At 72.0% G+C, this 14,443-nt stretch carries 13 protein-coding genes, 1 tRNA gene and 1 riboswitch; of the genes, 9 read left to right on the plus strand and 5 right to left on the minus strand.

The features are described from left to right. The first annotated feature begins 74 nt into the window (after nt 1-74). Nucleotides 75-211, plus strand: a riboswitch (cyclic di-AMP (ydaO/yuaA leader). A 13-nt stretch (nt 212-224) separates the two neighbouring features. Beyond that, nucleotides 225-1,265 (plus strand): NlpC/P60 family protein, encoded by a 1,041-nt coding sequence (locus ACFY3U_RS07425; RefSeq protein WP_387196475.1) that lies wholly within the window; start codon nt 225-227, stop codon nt 1,263-1,265. Nucleotides 1,266-1,323: 58 nt separating this feature from the next. Here ACFY3U_RS07425 and dcd read toward each other — a convergent pair whose 3' ends face one another. Then, nucleotides 1,324-1,902 (minus strand): dCTP deaminase, encoded by a 579-nt coding sequence (dcd, locus tag ACFY3U_RS07430; protein ID WP_387196478.1) that lies wholly within the window; start codon nt 1,900-1,902, stop codon nt 1,324-1,326. A gap of 78 nt (nt 1,903-1,980) precedes the next feature. Here dcd and ACFY3U_RS07435 point away from each other — a divergent pair, with 78 nt between their 5' ends. Beyond that, a complete protein-coding gene (locus ACFY3U_RS07435; protein ID WP_387196482.1) occupies nt 1,981-2,541 on the plus strand; it encodes a pyridoxamine 5'-phosphate oxidase family protein in 561 nt (186 codons plus the stop codon). An 85-nt stretch (nt 2,542-2,626) separates the two neighbouring features. Here ACFY3U_RS07435 and ACFY3U_RS07440 read toward each other — a convergent pair whose 3' ends face one another. Continuing rightward, the gene (locus tag ACFY3U_RS07440) at nt 2,627-3,637 is read right to left on the minus strand and encodes a zinc metalloprotease (RefSeq protein ID WP_387196485.1); all 1,011 of its coding nucleotides are present in this window, start codon (nt 3,635-3,637) and stop codon (nt 2,627-2,629) included. A gap of 232 nt (nt 3,638-3,869) precedes the next feature. Between ACFY3U_RS07440 and ACFY3U_RS07445 the strand changes: the two genes are divergently transcribed. The 4 genes from ACFY3U_RS07445 (at nt 3,870) to ACFY3U_RS07460 (ending at nt 8,051) form a co-directional block, all read left to right on the plus strand. Beyond that, nucleotides 3,870-3,943: transfer RNA gene (locus ACFY3U_RS07445), tRNA-Gly, on the plus strand. A 663-nt stretch (nt 3,944-4,606) separates the two neighbouring features. After that, nucleotides 4,607-5,728, plus strand: coding sequence for a hypothetical protein (locus tag ACFY3U_RS07450; protein WP_387196488.1), 1,122 nt, complete (start codon nt 4,607-4,609; stop codon nt 5,726-5,728). A gap of 352 nt (nt 5,729-6,080) precedes the next feature. Next, nucleotides 6,081-7,136, plus strand: coding sequence for a MerR family transcriptional regulator (locus tag ACFY3U_RS07455; protein WP_387196492.1), 1,056 nt, complete (start codon nt 6,081-6,083; stop codon nt 7,134-7,136). Between the two features lie 30 nt (nt 7,137-7,166). Continuing rightward, on the plus strand, nt 7,167-8,051 hold the full coding sequence (locus ACFY3U_RS07460; RefSeq protein ID WP_387196495.1) for an LLM class flavin-dependent oxidoreductase: 885 nt from the start codon (nt 7,167-7,169) through the stop codon (nt 8,049-8,051). Nucleotides 8,052-8,076: 25 nt separating this feature from the next. Here the strand turns inward: ACFY3U_RS07460 and ACFY3U_RS07465 are convergent, their stop codons facing one another. The 3 genes from ACFY3U_RS07465 to ACFY3U_RS07475 are packed head-to-tail and all read right to left on the minus strand — an operon-like array spanning nt 8,077 to nt 10,275. Next, complete coding sequence (locus tag ACFY3U_RS07465; RefSeq protein ID WP_387196498.1) at nt 8,077-8,508, minus strand: ASCH domain-containing protein; 432 nt, start codon at nt 8,506-8,508, stop codon at nt 8,077-8,079. Nucleotides 8,509-8,553: 45 nt separating this feature from the next. Continuing rightward, entirely contained in the window at nt 8,554-9,690 is a 1,137-nt protein-coding gene (locus tag ACFY3U_RS07470) for a hypothetical protein (RefSeq protein WP_387196502.1), read from the minus strand. Nucleotides 9,691-9,723: 33 nt separating this feature from the next. After that, nucleotides 9,724-10,275, minus strand: coding sequence for a phosphoribosyltransferase (locus ACFY3U_RS07475; RefSeq protein ID WP_387196505.1), 552 nt, complete (start codon nt 10,273-10,275; stop codon nt 9,724-9,726). 184 nt (nt 10,276-10,459) lie between these two features. On the opposite strand from ACFY3U_RS07475, the gene ACFY3U_RS07480 reads away from it, so the two are divergent. From ACFY3U_RS07480 to ACFY3U_RS07490, 3 genes are all read left to right on the plus strand, one after another. After that, the gene (locus ACFY3U_RS07480; protein WP_387196508.1) at nt 10,460-11,113 is read left to right on the plus strand and encodes a septal ring lytic transglycosylase RlpA family protein; all 654 of its coding nucleotides are present in this window, start codon (nt 10,460-10,462) and stop codon (nt 11,111-11,113) included. An 88-nt stretch (nt 11,114-11,201) separates the two neighbouring features. Then, the gene (locus ACFY3U_RS07485) at nt 11,202-12,329 is read left to right on the plus strand and encodes a PP2C family protein-serine/threonine phosphatase (protein WP_387196511.1); all 1,128 of its coding nucleotides are present in this window, start codon (nt 11,202-11,204) and stop codon (nt 12,327-12,329) included. 154 nt (nt 12,330-12,483) lie between these two features. After that, on the plus strand, nt 12,484-14,340 hold the full coding sequence (locus tag ACFY3U_RS07490) for an acyl-CoA dehydrogenase (RefSeq protein ID WP_387196514.1): 1,857 nt from the start codon (nt 12,484-12,486) through the stop codon (nt 14,338-14,340). The last annotated feature ends 103 nt before the right edge of the window (nt 14,341-14,443 follow it).

Here is a 14,443-nt window from a genome sequence, read left to right on the forward strand (position 1 = left end):
TGCGGATCGATAACGGTCGTCTCTACTCTGGTCCTTCGTCGGCCGCCATGAGGTCCGTCCATCCCGGGCGGTAACGGCCGGCACCGCCGAGTCGCCTCCGGGCGAGCCGGGGACCCAGGTACGCCGGGGTGAATCCGCAGCCACTGCGGTAGGGCGCTCCCTTCCCGCCCGAACCCGTCAGCTAACCCGGTAGGCGGTCGCGGAAGAAGGAGCACCGAAGCCCGGTGGCACACCATGCCCCGCGGCGACCGTCGCTCCGGTCGACACTCGTCGGCCGGCGCCCGGCTGCGCCGCGTTCCCGCTGGTCCCGCTGCACCGTCGCGCTGGCCGCGCTGGCCGGGGCCGCCGTCGTCCTGACCGGCGGCGCCACCGCGGCGCACGCCCAGCCGTCGGTCGCCGAGATCGAGAACCAGATCGACCAGGACTGGAACCGCCTCGAGCCGCTCATCGAGCAGCACAACGCGACCCGCCAGGACCTGGCCGTGAAGCGCCGGCAGGCCGCCGCGCTGGCCCGGCAGATCGAGCCCCTGCAGCTGAAGGTCGACCTGGCGATGAACCAGGTCGGCGGGCTGGCCGCGGAGGCGTACAAGGGCGAGCAGGTCTCCACGGTCAACGCCCTGCTGGGTAGCCGCTCGCCGAGCGAGCTGGTCGGCGAGCTGGAGCTGCTGGACCGGTTCGCGTCCCGGCAGCAGCGCGAGGTGCGCACGGTGGTCGAGCTGCGCGACGAGCTGGTCGCCAAGAAGGCGCCGCTGGACGAGATGGTCGCCCAGTTGGCCCGCACCGACGCGCAGCAGGCGGCGAAGAAGAACCAGATCAACGCCGAGATCGCCAAGCTGCAGAAGCTGCGGCTGTCGGTGTACGGCAACGGCGGCGGCGGCCCGCTGCGGCCGGCCCCGTGCCCGGCCGGCTATCCGGGTGGCCCGGCCGGCGTGGCGGTGAAGTTCGCCTGTGCCCAGATCGGCAAGATCTACGTCTGGGGCGCCGCCGGGCCGGACAACTTCGACTGCTCCGGCCTGACCATGGCCGCCTGGGCGAAGGCGGGCGTCTCCATGCCGCACAACGCCCGGGCGCAACGGGCGGTGACCGCCCGGGTGAGCCGGACCGACCTGCGCCCGGGTGACCTGGTCTTCTACTACAGCGACATCCACCACGTCGGCATGTACGTCGGCGGGGGCTGGGTGGTGCACGCGTCCCAGGCCGGCAAGCCGATCACCATGAAGCGGGTGGACGACGGCCAGGTCAACAGCTACGGCCGACCGGGCTGACGGCGGTGGCCGGCGTCCGCCGTACCAGCGGGGGCGCCGGCCCCTCGGCGGCCCGCGGTCAGCGGGTCGGCCAGGTGCGCCAGTTCTGCCAGGAGCGGCTCGGCGTCGGCCCGCGCTGCCCCTGGTAGCGCGACCCGTAGACGGCGGAGCCGTACGGGTGCTCGGCCGGCGACGAGAGCCGGAAGATGCAGAGCTGCCCGATCTTCATGCCCGGCCAGAGGGTGATCGGCAGGTTCGCCACGTTCGACAGCTCCAGCGTCACGTGCCCGGAGAAGCCGGGGTCGATGAAGCCGGCGGTCGAGTGGGTGAGCAGCCCCAGCCGGCCCAGGCTGGACTTGCCCTCCAGCCGGCCGGCGAGCTGGTCACCGAGGGAGATCACCTCCAACGTGGAGGCGAGCACGAACTCGCCCGGGTGCAGCACGAACGGCTCGCCCTCGGGCACCTCGACGACCGAGGTCAGGTCGTCCTGCTGCTGCGCCGGGTCGATGTGCGTGTAGAGGTGGTTGTTGAACACCCGGAAGAGCCGGTCGAGGCGTACGTCGATGCTGGACGGTTGCACCAGGGTCGGCTCGAACGGCTCCAGGGCGAGCGTTCCCGCCTCGATCTCGGTGACCAGGTCCCGGTCGGAGAGCAGCATCGGCACACCATATCGAGCGGGCCGGCTGACCTGCGTGTCGGACTGCGCGTTCGTACACCAGTTCGATAGAATGTCGGCATGGCTTCCTGGTCCGCATTCGCCGCCGACGAGCCCCGCCTCGCCGACGGGATCCGCCTTCTCCTCCAGCAGTACGGTCCCGGCTTCGGTTACCTGGCCACCGTCCGCGCCGACGGTGGGCCCCGGGTGCACCCGGTCTGTCCGCTGATCACCGACGAGGGGATGTTCTGCTTCGTCGTCGACTCGCCCAAGCGGCGCGACCTCGAACGCGACGGGCGCTACGCGTTGCACTCCTTCCCGCCGGAGGAGAGCGACGACGAGGCGTACGTCGCCGGTCGTGCCCGGCTGGTGGTCGACCCCGCCCGGGTGGCCCGGGTGGCCGAGATCGGTCGCGCGGCGCCGCAGGTCGACTGGCGGCTCTTCGAGTTCGACGTCGAGGCCGCGATGCTCACCCGACGTGGGAACGGTGGGGCGTGGAGCCCCGAGGGGGGCAGGCCAGCCGTCCAGGTCTGGCTCGACCCACACTCCCCGACGCACCGCGCCGGAAGCGTCGGCGTGCCCGATCAACGCCCGTCCCGGCGCGGCCGGCACGGTTTCGACACCCGGCGCACCGCCGCCTGAGCTCGGCCGTCGGCAAGCGGCCCGAGAAACGCCGGTGCCGGCCCCGTCGCGAAGACGGGGCCGGCACCGGTGTTCGTTCGAGCGATCAGGCCGCGCGGTAGGCGTTCCATGCGGTGATCATGCGGCTCGCCTGACCAGGGGTGAACTGGTACATGCACGAGTCGTAGGTGTAGTCCATGAAGTTGGTGATCGGGTCCTTGCCGGTCGCGGTGCAGGTGTCCCGCCCGGTCGGGCACTGGTACGCCGGCGACGCCTCGGCCGGCGTGTCGCCGACGCTGTCGCCCGAGCCGGAGCAGCCGCCCTGGAAGGTGTGGTAGAGGTTCAGCCAGTGGCCGATCTCGTGGGTGCCGGTGTCGCCCTGGTTGTAGTTGGTGGCGGTGCCACCCGGCAGCGACTCGTTCAGCGCGACCACGCCGTCCATGCTGTCCAGGCTGCGCTTCGGGAAGGTCGCCCAGCCCAGCAGGCCGTCGCTCAGCTCACCGAGGTAGAGGTTGAGCGTGTTCTTGCCGCCCTCGCGCAGCGAGGACTTCATGCTCCGCTCGGCGCTCGAGCCCTGCACGATCGGGTACCAGGCCGCGTTGGTCACGTGGTGGACCTTCTGCAGCTGGAAGCTGAACGCGGTCGGGGCGCCGCCGGTGGCACCGCTGTAGGCCTTGTTGAGCACGTCGATCTGCGAGGTGACCAGCGAGTCCGGGATGTTGCCGCCGGCCCGGGTGGAGTCCCGCTGGATCACGTGCACCACGACCGGGACGGTCACGCTGGCCAGCGTGCTGCCCGAGCCGGCGCCGGCGCGGAAGCTGGACGGCACGCCGGACCGCCGCTGGCCCAGCACCGAGGCCAGGTCGGCCTCCCGCTCACGGACCTGGGCGGCGGTCAGCTCGTTGGGTTCGTGCTTGGCGACGGCACCCTTCTTGACCCGGGCGTCCGCATGGGTCGACGGGGCGTCGGCCGACCCGCAGGAGGGCGCCCCGGCGGGCGCGGCGGAGACCGAAGCAGCGGGAACGGCGCCGACCGCGGCCGTGCTGAGCAGCAGCGCGAGGGTCGTCGACGCGACACCGGCGGTACGCCGGGTCAGCAGGTTGGGACGGAGTCCCATGGGCCCACCTCTTTCTTCCGGCACGACAGGGGGTGTGTCGCACCGGGTTCGGGAACGTGCGGCAGACGTTACAACCGATCGACGGATTTGAGAACGGCCCTATGTTGCCGGCAGGAAACTTTTCCCGCGGCTGGTGACGGTCGGTGATCCATCGATGACCTTGCGCCCTGGGTCGGCGGCCGGGGTGCCTGCGTGCGCGGGGGTGGTCACCTCAGGTACAGTGGTGCCGCCTGCGGGTGTAGTTCAATGGCAGAACATCAGCTTCCCAAGCTGACAGTGCGGGTTCGATTCCCGTCACCCGCTCCACGCGCGAAGGCCCTGCCCAGGACGAGAGTCCTCGGCAGGGCCTTCGACCTTCCGCGGTCCGCAACCGCGCCCTTCCTTCGCCCCGCCTTCTTCACCTTGCCGGTGCCCTCGCGGCCACCTCGTCCGGATTCCTGCCAGAGTCGGTTTCCACACCGTTCGCGGCCGCCGCTGGTCAGCCTCGGCGTCATCTCGCACCGAGCCGGCCCGGCTCCGACGCCCGCCCACGGATGGCCTCGACCCGGCCAGATTCGCGTCGCATCCCTGGAACCGAGCTCGCTGTGCGCGCCGTACTGCACGGGTGATCGCCCCTTGAGCGAAGAATGGACCACGGTCGCTGATGAGCCCTCTTCCCCGTGGCAGGGCTGGCGACTCGCGGCGCGAACCGGTCTTCCACCGCGCATCGAGTCCGGCCACGCCGGGCCGTCGACAAGCCCCGGCACCTGTCGGCCTCGCCGCGTTGACGGTTCAAGGATCGGCCGAGGTGAAATCTGGGCTCTTGGGCGTTCCCTGCCGTCGTTCGTCATGGACCGTGTGGCGGCCGAGGGGCTGGCCCCTACCGTTTCGCCCGCTAGGACGGGCAGTAAAGGATCAGGTGACGAGACATTGAAAGCCTCTCAGCTTCTGGGGCGCTCCGCTTCTGTCGGTGCCCGGGTACGAGTAGGAATGCGACGCGGCCGCGTAGCGTCCGCCTTCGTTCTTACCGGCCTGCTCGGTTCACTGGTGACTCTCCCCGCCGCGGCTCCCGCCGCGCCGATTGATACGACCGCGACGAGCGGAACCATCAACCACGTCGCCAGTGTGGGTGCTACGGCTCTGGCGTTCGGCAGTGATCTGGTGGTGGCGGGCCGCACGGTCGAGAACCCGGTGAATCGGAGGTACGCGTACACCTTCGGCGGGGGAGGCAGCACGCCCAGCTGGACGTCGGACTGGCAGGAGATTCCTGGCGGCTTTCTGGGTTGTACACCCAAACCGGGTGTCGCCGGGGACCTGTTCCAGGCTTATGTGGTGGTCACCGACGACTGCGGCAACTCTGCCGGGCGTCTGTGGATGCAGGTGGGTCGCTGGGATTGGAACACCCCGTTCTTCAACAACGGCTGGGTCCAGATTCCGATGAACTTCGAGGCCTTCAGCCCGCGGGTGATGCTGAGCAAGGCCGGAAAGCTGTACGTCGTCGTCACCGCCGAGGACGGTAAGGTGCTCTGGCAGAATCTGAACACTCTCACCGGCGTGTGGAGCGGTTGGACCGAATTGAGCACGCCGTCGATGTCCCCCGACTCAGCGACCCCAGCTATCGTGGAGTTCAAGGGCGCTCCTGCCTTCGCGGTCGTGGGCAGTGACCGGAAAGTTTACGTGGGGTCCTTCGTGGGCAGGGAGAACCCGAGCTGGAAAGCCCTTGAGGGACTGGTTGCCTTCGGATCCACCCCGGCTCTTGCGGTGACGGGCGACAATACGTTGGCCGTTTTCGCGTTGACCGACGAACTCAGTCCCAAGATGTACTACCAGGCGGCCAACGCGCCCCAGAGCCTCTATAGTGCCCAGTGGCGTACCAGTTTCAAGCAGGTGCCCGGGCAAGGTGTCTTCTCCGACTTGTTCAGCGAGGGTCCCACGGCTGTCACGGTGCCCGGCGGAGAGGTGCACCTCTATCAGACGAGTTGGATTCAGTCGTCCGCTCTGACGCAGCAGTTGCGTACGCTCTCGGTGGAGAGGATCAGCGCGACGGATCCGGACTTGAAGTTCAGCAACGGATACCAGGGCTGGCAGACCGTTCCCGGGGTGACCGGCTGAGGCGGTCCCCGCCCCAGACGCGAGCCCCGGTCAGGGTCCCTCGACGGTCCAGGATCGGGCCGGTCGGGCCCGCGAAACAGGCGATCTGAAGGTGGTATGACCCAGAGTCATAAACATGACTCTGGGTCATACTGTTTTTCACCGGGGTTTTCCTGGGCCGACCCGCCCACACGTTCCACGTTGGCCGGGCCGCGAGCAAGGCCGCCTGCGGAGCGCCGCACCCGCGCCGGGTACCGGCGCAGTCGCCGGACGCCGATGAATCCGGCAGCCGTCATGCCTTGACCCGGCCCCTGCGGTAAGGCCCAGCGTGGTCCGTGCCGGCCACCGGGGCCGGCGCGCGGAGGAGAGCACTGTGCGGTTGCTGACCATCGGGGCGTTCGCCCGCGCGGCCGGACTGACCGCCAAGGCGCTGCGGATCTACGACGACTGCGGGCTGCTGCCGCCGGCCGCCGTGGACCCGCACTCCGGCTACCGCTACTACGCGCCGGAGCAGCTCGACCGGGCCCGGCTGATCGCCGCGCTGCGCCGCGCCGCCATGCCGCTGGCCGAGATCCGGGCCGTCTGCGGCCTGCCGCCGCAGGCCGCAGACGAGGCGCTGGACACCTGGTGGCGGCGGGTCAGCTCGGACACCGTGGCCCGCGGCCGGGCCGTCGCACTCCTCATCGACCAGCTCAGCGAGAGGGGCACCACCATGTCCGAGCACACCTTCCGGTACGCGGCGCGCTGCGAGACCGGCACGGTCCGCGACTCCAACGAGGACGTCGCGTACGCCAGCGGCACGCTGCTCGCGGTCGCCGACGGCGTACGCGGTCCGGGCGGGTCGGCCGCCAGCGCGGCGGCGGTGGACGCGCTGCGGCCGTTGGCGGCGGCCGACGCGCCGGCGGGCGACCTGCTCGCCGCGCTGGCCGACGCGGTGACCCGGGCCGACGGGGCGGTACGCGCGCAGGCAACCGGCGACGGCCGGCCGGCCAGCACGCTCACCGCGATCGTCCGGCGGGGTACCCGGCTCGCCCTGGTGCACGTCGGGGACACCCGGGCCTACCTGCTGCGCGGCGGCGAGCTGTCCCGGCTCACGCAGGACCACACGTACGTGCAGACGCTCGTCGACCAGGGGCGGCTCACGCCGGCCGAGGCCGGGGCGCACCCGCAGCGGGCGCTGCTGGCCCGGGCGCTGGGCGCGGGTGGCGAGGTGGAGGCGGACCTGGCGCTGCGGACCGCGCTGCCCGGTGACCGCTACCTGCTCTGCTCGGACGGCCTCGCCGCGGTCGTCGACCCGGGAGCGCTGCACGCCGCGCTGGCCGGGGCGGACGACCCGGAGACCGCCGTCGGAAACCTGGTCGAGCTGGCGTACGCGGCGGGCGCGCCGGACAACATCGCCTGTGTGGTGGCCGACCTGGTGACGACGTAGCGGAACGGTCCGGGCCGTAAGCTGGCGATCATGCGGATTGGCATCGTGATCCTTCCCGACCAGCGCTGGCCGGAGGCGCGGCGGCGGTGGCGGCAGGCCGACGAGTGGGGCTTCGACCACGCCTGGACGTACGACCACCTGGGCTGGCGGGATCTCGTCGACGGGCCGTGGTTCGACTCGATGGCGACGCTGACGGCCGCCGCGACGGTGACCTCCCGGGTCCGGCTCGGCACCCTGGTCGCCTCGCCCAACTTCCGGCACCCGGCGGCCTTCACCCGGCAGATCACCACCCTCGACGACGTCTCCGAAGGGCGGGTGCTGCTCGGCCTGGGCGCCGGTGGCATCGGCTTCGACTCGGCGGTGCTCGGTGGCGAGACACTGCCGCCGCGGCAGCGGGTGGACCGGTTCGGCGAGTTCATCGAGCTGCTCGACCTGACCCTGCGGGAGGACGGCACCACCTGGCGGGGTGACTGGTTCACCGCCGTCGACGCCCGGAACAATCCGGGTTGCGTGCAGCAGCCGCGGGTCCCGTTCGTCGTCGCCGCCAACGGTCCCCGGTCGATGCGCCTGGTCGCCCGGTTCGGGCAGGGCTGGGTGACCACCGGCAACACCGACGGCGACGATCTGGGCGAGTGGTGGGACGGCGTGGCGGGGCTCGCCGGGCGGATGGACCAGATCCTCGCCGACGCCGGCCGTGACCCGGCCACCCTCGACCGGCACCTGTCGCTGGACGCGGCGCCGGTCTTCTCGCTGCGCGATGCGGACTTCTTCGCCGAGCAGGTCGCCCGGGCGGCCGCCCTCGGCTTCACCGACGTGATCACGCACTGGCCCCGGGCCAGCAGCTGGTACGCCGGCGACGAGGCGGTGCTGGTGGACGTGGCGACCCGGTTGCTGCCGGAGCTGAGGGCGGGCTGAGGGCGGGCTGAGGGCGGGGCGTGCCTCAGGTGCCGAGGTCTCCGGTGGCGACGCCGCCGTCGCCGGCGGAGACCAGCCGGAAGCGCAGGCAGACGATCTCGGTGTCGTCGGTGACCGGCGTGCCGACCCGGGCCCAGTAGCCGGCGTGCCCCGCCCGCCACTCCTCGATCGACCGGTCGCCCTCCCCCTCGGCGCGGGCGAACTCCCAGGGCACGTCGGCGAAGCGGACCACCTCCACCCCGGTGACCTGGACGACCCCGACGAACGCGTCGTGGTCGTCCACCAGCACCAGCCGCTCGCCGACCCGCTCCAGCTCCTCGCCCTCCTCGGCGTACTCGCTGAGCTGGCCGGCCGTGGCGGTCTTCACCCCGGCCAGCACCAGCGTGTTGAGCCGGGTCCGCAGCTCCCCGGGGGTGCCGAGGTCGAGCGTGCGCAGTCCACCGATGCGAGGCCACATAGCCACCGACGCTACCCGGCGGGACGGTTCCCGCCGGGCAGCCGCTCAGATCAACCGGCCGGCAAGGTCGGGCGCGGCGAGCACCCGCTCGTCGCGGGTCGCGGCGTGCGCCGCCAGGACGGCGTCCGCCAGCTTCACCACGTGCTCGTCGCCGTGCCGGGCGGCCCGGTCGAAGACCTCGTCGGGGGTGCCGCTCGCCGAGGTGGGCAGCGGGGCGCCGACCGGTTCGGCGTACACCGCGGTGACCGCCGCGGTGGCCGACCACGCGGCGGCCAGGCTGGGCGCCCACAGCGCGGGGTCGAGCGCCGGGAGGGTACGCAGCACCGCGGTCGGCGCGGTGACCGCGTGCACCAGCATGATCGCGTTGGCCCGGCCGAACCGCAGGTAGTCCAACGCGGCCCGATGGGTCAGCGTGACCAGCCCCCGTTCCGCGTCGGCCGGCGTCCGCGCCGGGCGCAGCGCCCCCACCGCGCCCTCCCACCCGGGTACGTCGGCCAGCCGCTCCAGCCGTTCCACGATCCCGCCGGTGCGGTCGGCGATCCGGGGCACCCCGGCCAGCGCCTCCGCCACGTCTGGGCCGGCGTCCGGCGCCCCGCCGGCCTGGTGTCCCGGGGGACTCGCCACGCCGCCGCCCGAGGTGTCGGGCCCGCCGCCGGTGGCCGCCGCCGGACCGACGCCGCCCGGACCGTCCGGGGCCGGCAGCCGCAGCGGCGGTACGCCCGGCACCGGCTGCCAGCGGGCCGCCCAGTAGCCGAGTGCCTGGCCGAGCTCGGCCAGCCGGTCGGGGGTCGACCCGTCGCCGTGCAGCACCCGGACGGCGTGGCCGACCCGGATCACGCCGTGGGTGGCGCCGGCGGCGATGCCCGGCAGCAGCCGTGGCCACCACTCGCCCAGCACCTCCGTCCAGGGTCGGTCGCGCAGCTCGCGGTCGAAGTGGACGAGCCAGTCACCGGTCCGCTTCGGGTCGCCGAGCGCCTCCCGCCAGTCGTCGATCGGGCGCAGGCCGCGCGGCAGCTCGTCCAGCCGTCCCAGGTAGCCGTCCAGCCAGCGGTGCACGTCCCGCTGGTGGCCGTGCCGGATCAGCGCCTCGGCCGCCATCGGCCCGTGGTTGGAGAGCCACCCCTCGAACTCCGGGCCGGTCCGGTGCAGTCGGCGGTACGCCTCGTCCAGGATGTCGTCCATCCGTCGAGCCTCGTATCTGAAGCGAGGTTCAGGTCAACCGGCGAGCCGGTCGGCGTCGAGCAGGGCCCGGACGCCCAGCTCAGCGGCCTCGTCCGGCGGGCAGTCGACGACGATGGCGGCGGCGCCCAGCCAGTGCGCGCCCCGGGTGGCGCAGATCTCCCGGACCGCCCGGACCTGGGCGCCGGTCGCCACCCAGTCGTCCACCATCAGGACCCGGTCGGCCGGCCCGAGCCGGCGGTCCGCCACCGCCAGGTCGACCCGCCGGCCCCGGAAGTCGGGCGGGCTCTGCGCCCAGGTGAGCGGGCCGACGGGCAGCCGCCCGTCGCCCGGCTTGTGGGCCGGCACGAAGCCCACCCCGAGGGCGGTGGCGGCGAGCGGACCGAGCAGCAGGCCGGTCACCGCGGGGGCGACCACCACGGTCGGGGCCGCCGCGCGGAACGGCGCGACGAGGGCCGGGCCGAGCGCGGCCAGGACGTCGGCGTCCCGCCACCAGCCGGACACGTCGCTGACCAGATGGGTGCTGCCCGGGCCGGTGTCCACCCAACCGAACAGCTCGACGAGACGTTCGCGCAGCTCAGTGGTCATGTGCCCATTCTCCGGTAGGAATTCCATCGGTGGAATTATCGGCCGTACGGCCCAGGGCGACTCGGATGATCGGTCACACGTATCCCTGCAAATCGGGCGATACCATAATGATCACGTTGACTTCGGAAGTGCTTCTCTCGTTACGGTCCGACCCGCTCTGTTCATCGACGAAAGGACCCGGCCGGTGGCTGGCAGGCACTCCCGTACCCGCATGTTCTCCTCCCCGGCCGGCATCGCCGCCACCGCGGCGGTCGGCGTCGCGCTCGCGATCGGCGGCACCGTCGGCGCAGTGCAGCTGACCGGCAGCGAGGCACCGGCCCCGGCCGTCGCCGACCCGCTGCCCAGCGCGACCACCCCGAGCGCCACCGCCTCGCCGACCCCCAGCCTGTCGCCGAGCGCGTCGCCGTCCCCCTCGGCCACCGCCACCAGCCCGAGCCCGAAGGCGATCCGGACCCAGGCGGCCTCGCGCGGCAAGGCCCGCACCGCCGCGCCGAGGCCCTCGGCCACCACGAAGAAGGCGACCCCGAAGGCGACCGCCCCGAAGAGCACCGTGGTGGACAGCGGCAGCTGCGGCGCGTCGTTCTACGACGAGGGGCAGATGACCGCGAACGGCGAGACGTTCAACCCGGACGAGCTGACCGCCGCGCACAAGACGCTGCCGTTCAACACCAAGGTCCGGGTCACCAACCCGGCCAACGGCAAGTCGGTCGTGGTGCGGATCAACGACCGGGGCCCGTACGTCGACGGCCGGTGCATCGACCTGTCCCGAGCCGCGTTCCAGGCGATCGCCTCGGTCGACCTCGGCGAGCTGACCGTCCGGTACGAGGTGCTGGGCTGACGGTGTTCGGCCCGGCCGCTCGGTCCGGCCGGTCAGAACACCCTCGGACGACGGGCCAGGGTCGTTCCCGCCCTCCCGTCCATCAGGCATGCTGTCCCTCGTACGCAACCATGCCTTTCAGCCGGGTCGTGGCCCGCTGAGTCCCGGGTCCCGCGCCGGCGTCGGCGCGGCCCTCGGGCTGCTCGCGGTCGTCTCGATGGTCGAGCTGGCCGACGGGTGGACCGCGCACTACGTCTCGCTGATGGTGATCGCGCCGATCCTGGTGGCCGGCTTCGCATCCTGGCGGCTGGTACTGGCGGTCGGGGTGGTCGCCCTGGCGCTGGGCGCCGGCTTCGCGCTCGCCGAGCCGACGGCCTCCCTGGCCACCGCGGTCGACCTGGTCGGCATCGCGCTCGGCGCGCTCGTCGCGGCGGGTGTCGCGGCCGTCCGGCAGCGCCAGGCCGAGCAGATCACCGAGCTGTCGAAGCTGGCCACGGTCGCCCAGCAGGCCGTGCTGCGCCCGCTCGGCCCGCAGGTCGGCACGCTGGCGGTGGCCGCCCGGTACATCTCCTCCACCGCCACCGCGGAGATCGGCGGCGACCTGTACGAGGCGATCGACACCCCGTACGGCGTCCGGATGATCATCGGTGACGTACGCGGCAAGGGGCTGGACGCGGTCCGGCTGGCGAGCATCGTGCTGGGGTCGTACCGGCACGTGGCGTACGAGCGGGCCGACCTGCGGGCGGTGGTCACCGACCTGGACCGGGCGGTGGCCCGCAGCGTGGGCGACGAGGACTTCGTCACCGCCGCGCTGGTCGAGGAGCGGGGCGGCACGCTGACCATCGTCAACTGCGGGCACCCGGCCCCGCTGCTGCTGCGCCGCGGCGCGGTGATCCCGCTCGAACCGCCCGCCCCGGCGCCGCCGCTCGGCTTCATGCCGGTGGTCCGTCCCCGGGTGGAGCGGCTGGAGCCGGGCGACCGGCTGCTGCTGTTCACCGACGGGCTCGGCGAGGCCCGCCAGGAGGGCGAGTTCTTCCCCACCGCCGACCGGGCCTGGCGGCTGCTCGGCCACGGCACGGTCGGCGACGGGCTGGCCTCGCTGGAGACCGCGCTGGTCGAATGGGTGCACGGCCGGCTGGACGACGACATCGCGCTGGTCCTGATGGAGTACACCGGTCCGCGCAGCGGCGCGACCGTGCCGGTGCCCAGCTGGGAGGTCGGCGCGGCGGAGAGCTGAGGCCGCGCCGACCCCGATCACACCCCTACCGCCACCTGAACCGCAGGTGTGTAATGGCTGTCACTTCCGAGATCGGGTTGTCGTTACCTACCGACGAGTAATACAGTCGGGGTTACTGATCGGTAACACCTGTCCGGAAGCGGGGCCAGCGAGCATGACCCACTACAAGAGCAACCTTCGGGACCTCGAGTTCAACCTTTTCGAGGTCTTCGGGGCGGACCGGACGTTCGGCCAGCAGCCGTACACGGAGCTGGACGTCGACACCGCCCGTAGCTTCCTCTCCGAGGTCGACCGCCTGGCCCGCGAGGACCTGGCCGCCAGCTACCAGGACAGCGACCGCAACCCGCCGGTGTTCGACCCGGCGACGCACACCGCGCCCCTGCCGGAGTCGTTCAAGAAGTCGTACCAGGCGTTCATGGACTCCGAGTTCTGGCGGCTGGACCTCCCCGAGGCGCTCGGCGGCACCAACGCCCCGCGCGCGCTCTGGTGGTCCATCGCCGAGCTGGTGCTCGGCGCCAACGCGCCGATCTGGATGTACTCCTCCGGCCCGTCCTTCGCGCACGTGCTCGACGTCGAGGGCACCGAGCAGCAGAAGAAGTGGGCTCGGCTGTTCATCGAGAAGCAGTGGGGCTCCACCATGGTGCTCACCGAGCCGGACGCCGGCTCGGACGTCGGCGCCGGCCGGACCCGGGCGATCCAGCAGCCCGACGGCTCGTGGCACATCGAGGGCGTGAAGCGCTTCATCACCTCCGGTGAGCACGACCTGAGCGACAACATCGTGCACTACGTACTGGCCCGCCCGGTCGGCGTCGAGGGCGTCGGCGGCCCGGGCACCAAGGGCCTGTCGCTCTTCGTGGTGCCGAAGTTCCACTTCGACGAGAACACCGGCGAGCTGGGCGAGCGCAACGGCGTCTACGCCACCAACGTCGAGCACAAGATGGGCCTGAAGGTCTCCAACACCTGCGAGATCACCTTCGGTGAGCACGGTGTACCGGCCAAGGGCTGGCTGCTGGGCGAGAAGCACGACGGCATCCGGCAGATGTTCATGATCATCGAGTACGCCCGGATGATGGTCGGCACCAAGGCGATCGCCACCCTCTCCACCGGCTACCTGAACGCCCTGGAGTACGCCAAGAACCGGGTGCAGGGCGCCGACCTGGTCCAGCAGGCCGACAAGACCGCTCCTCGGGTCACCATCACCCACCACCCGGACGTCCGCCGTTCGCTGATGCTGCAGAAGTCGTACGCCGAGGGCCTGCGCGCGCTGGTCTGCTACACCGCCTCCTGGCAGGACAAGGTCGCGATTGCCGAGGCGGCCGGTGACGAGAAGGCGATCAAGCTGGCCAAGCGGGTCAACGACCTGCTGCTGCCGCTGGTCAAGGGCGTCGGCTCGGAGCGGGCGTACGAGCTGCTCGGCCACGAGTCGCTGCAGACCTTCGGCGGCTCCGGCTTCCTCCAGGACTACCCGCTGGAGCAGTACGTCCGGGACGCGAAGATCGACACCCTGTACGAGGGCACCACCGCGATCCAGTCCCTCGACCTGATCTTCCGCAAGATCGTCCGGGACAACGGCAAGGCCCTGATGGCGGTCGCCGGCGAGATCCAGGAGCACATCACCTCCGAGGCCGGCAACGGCCAGCTCAAGGAGGAGCGTCAGGCGCTCGGCAAGGCGCTCGCCGAGATCCAGAACATCCTCGGCACGATGACCGGCTGGCTCGGCGAGGCACAGGCCGGTGACACCCGCGCCCTCTACAAGGTGGGCCTGGGCAGCCGCCGCTTCCTGCTGGCCATCGGCGACCTGGTCGTCGGCTGGCTGCTGCAGAAGCAGGCGGACGTGGCGCTCAAGGCGCTGGCCGGCGAGGTCTCCGCCGCCGACAAGGCGTTCTACACCGGCAAGGTGGCCGCCGCCCGGTTCTTCGCCCGCGAGGTGCTGCCCCGCATCGGCGCCGACCGGCGGATCATCGAGGGCGCCGACCTGGAGCTGATGGACCTCCCGGAGGAGGCCTTCTGATCCCCCTCGGGACGAGCTGACCCGTACCGGGACGATCGTCCGGAACGACCCACGGCGGCCGGCGAGCTCACGCTTGTCGGCCGCCGTCGTGCTGTCCCGGCCG

The sequence above is a fragment of the Micromonospora sp. NPDC000089 genome, assembly GCF_042899365.1.
Classification (GTDB): Bacteria; Actinomycetota; Actinomycetes; order Mycobacteriales; family Micromonosporaceae; genus Micromonospora.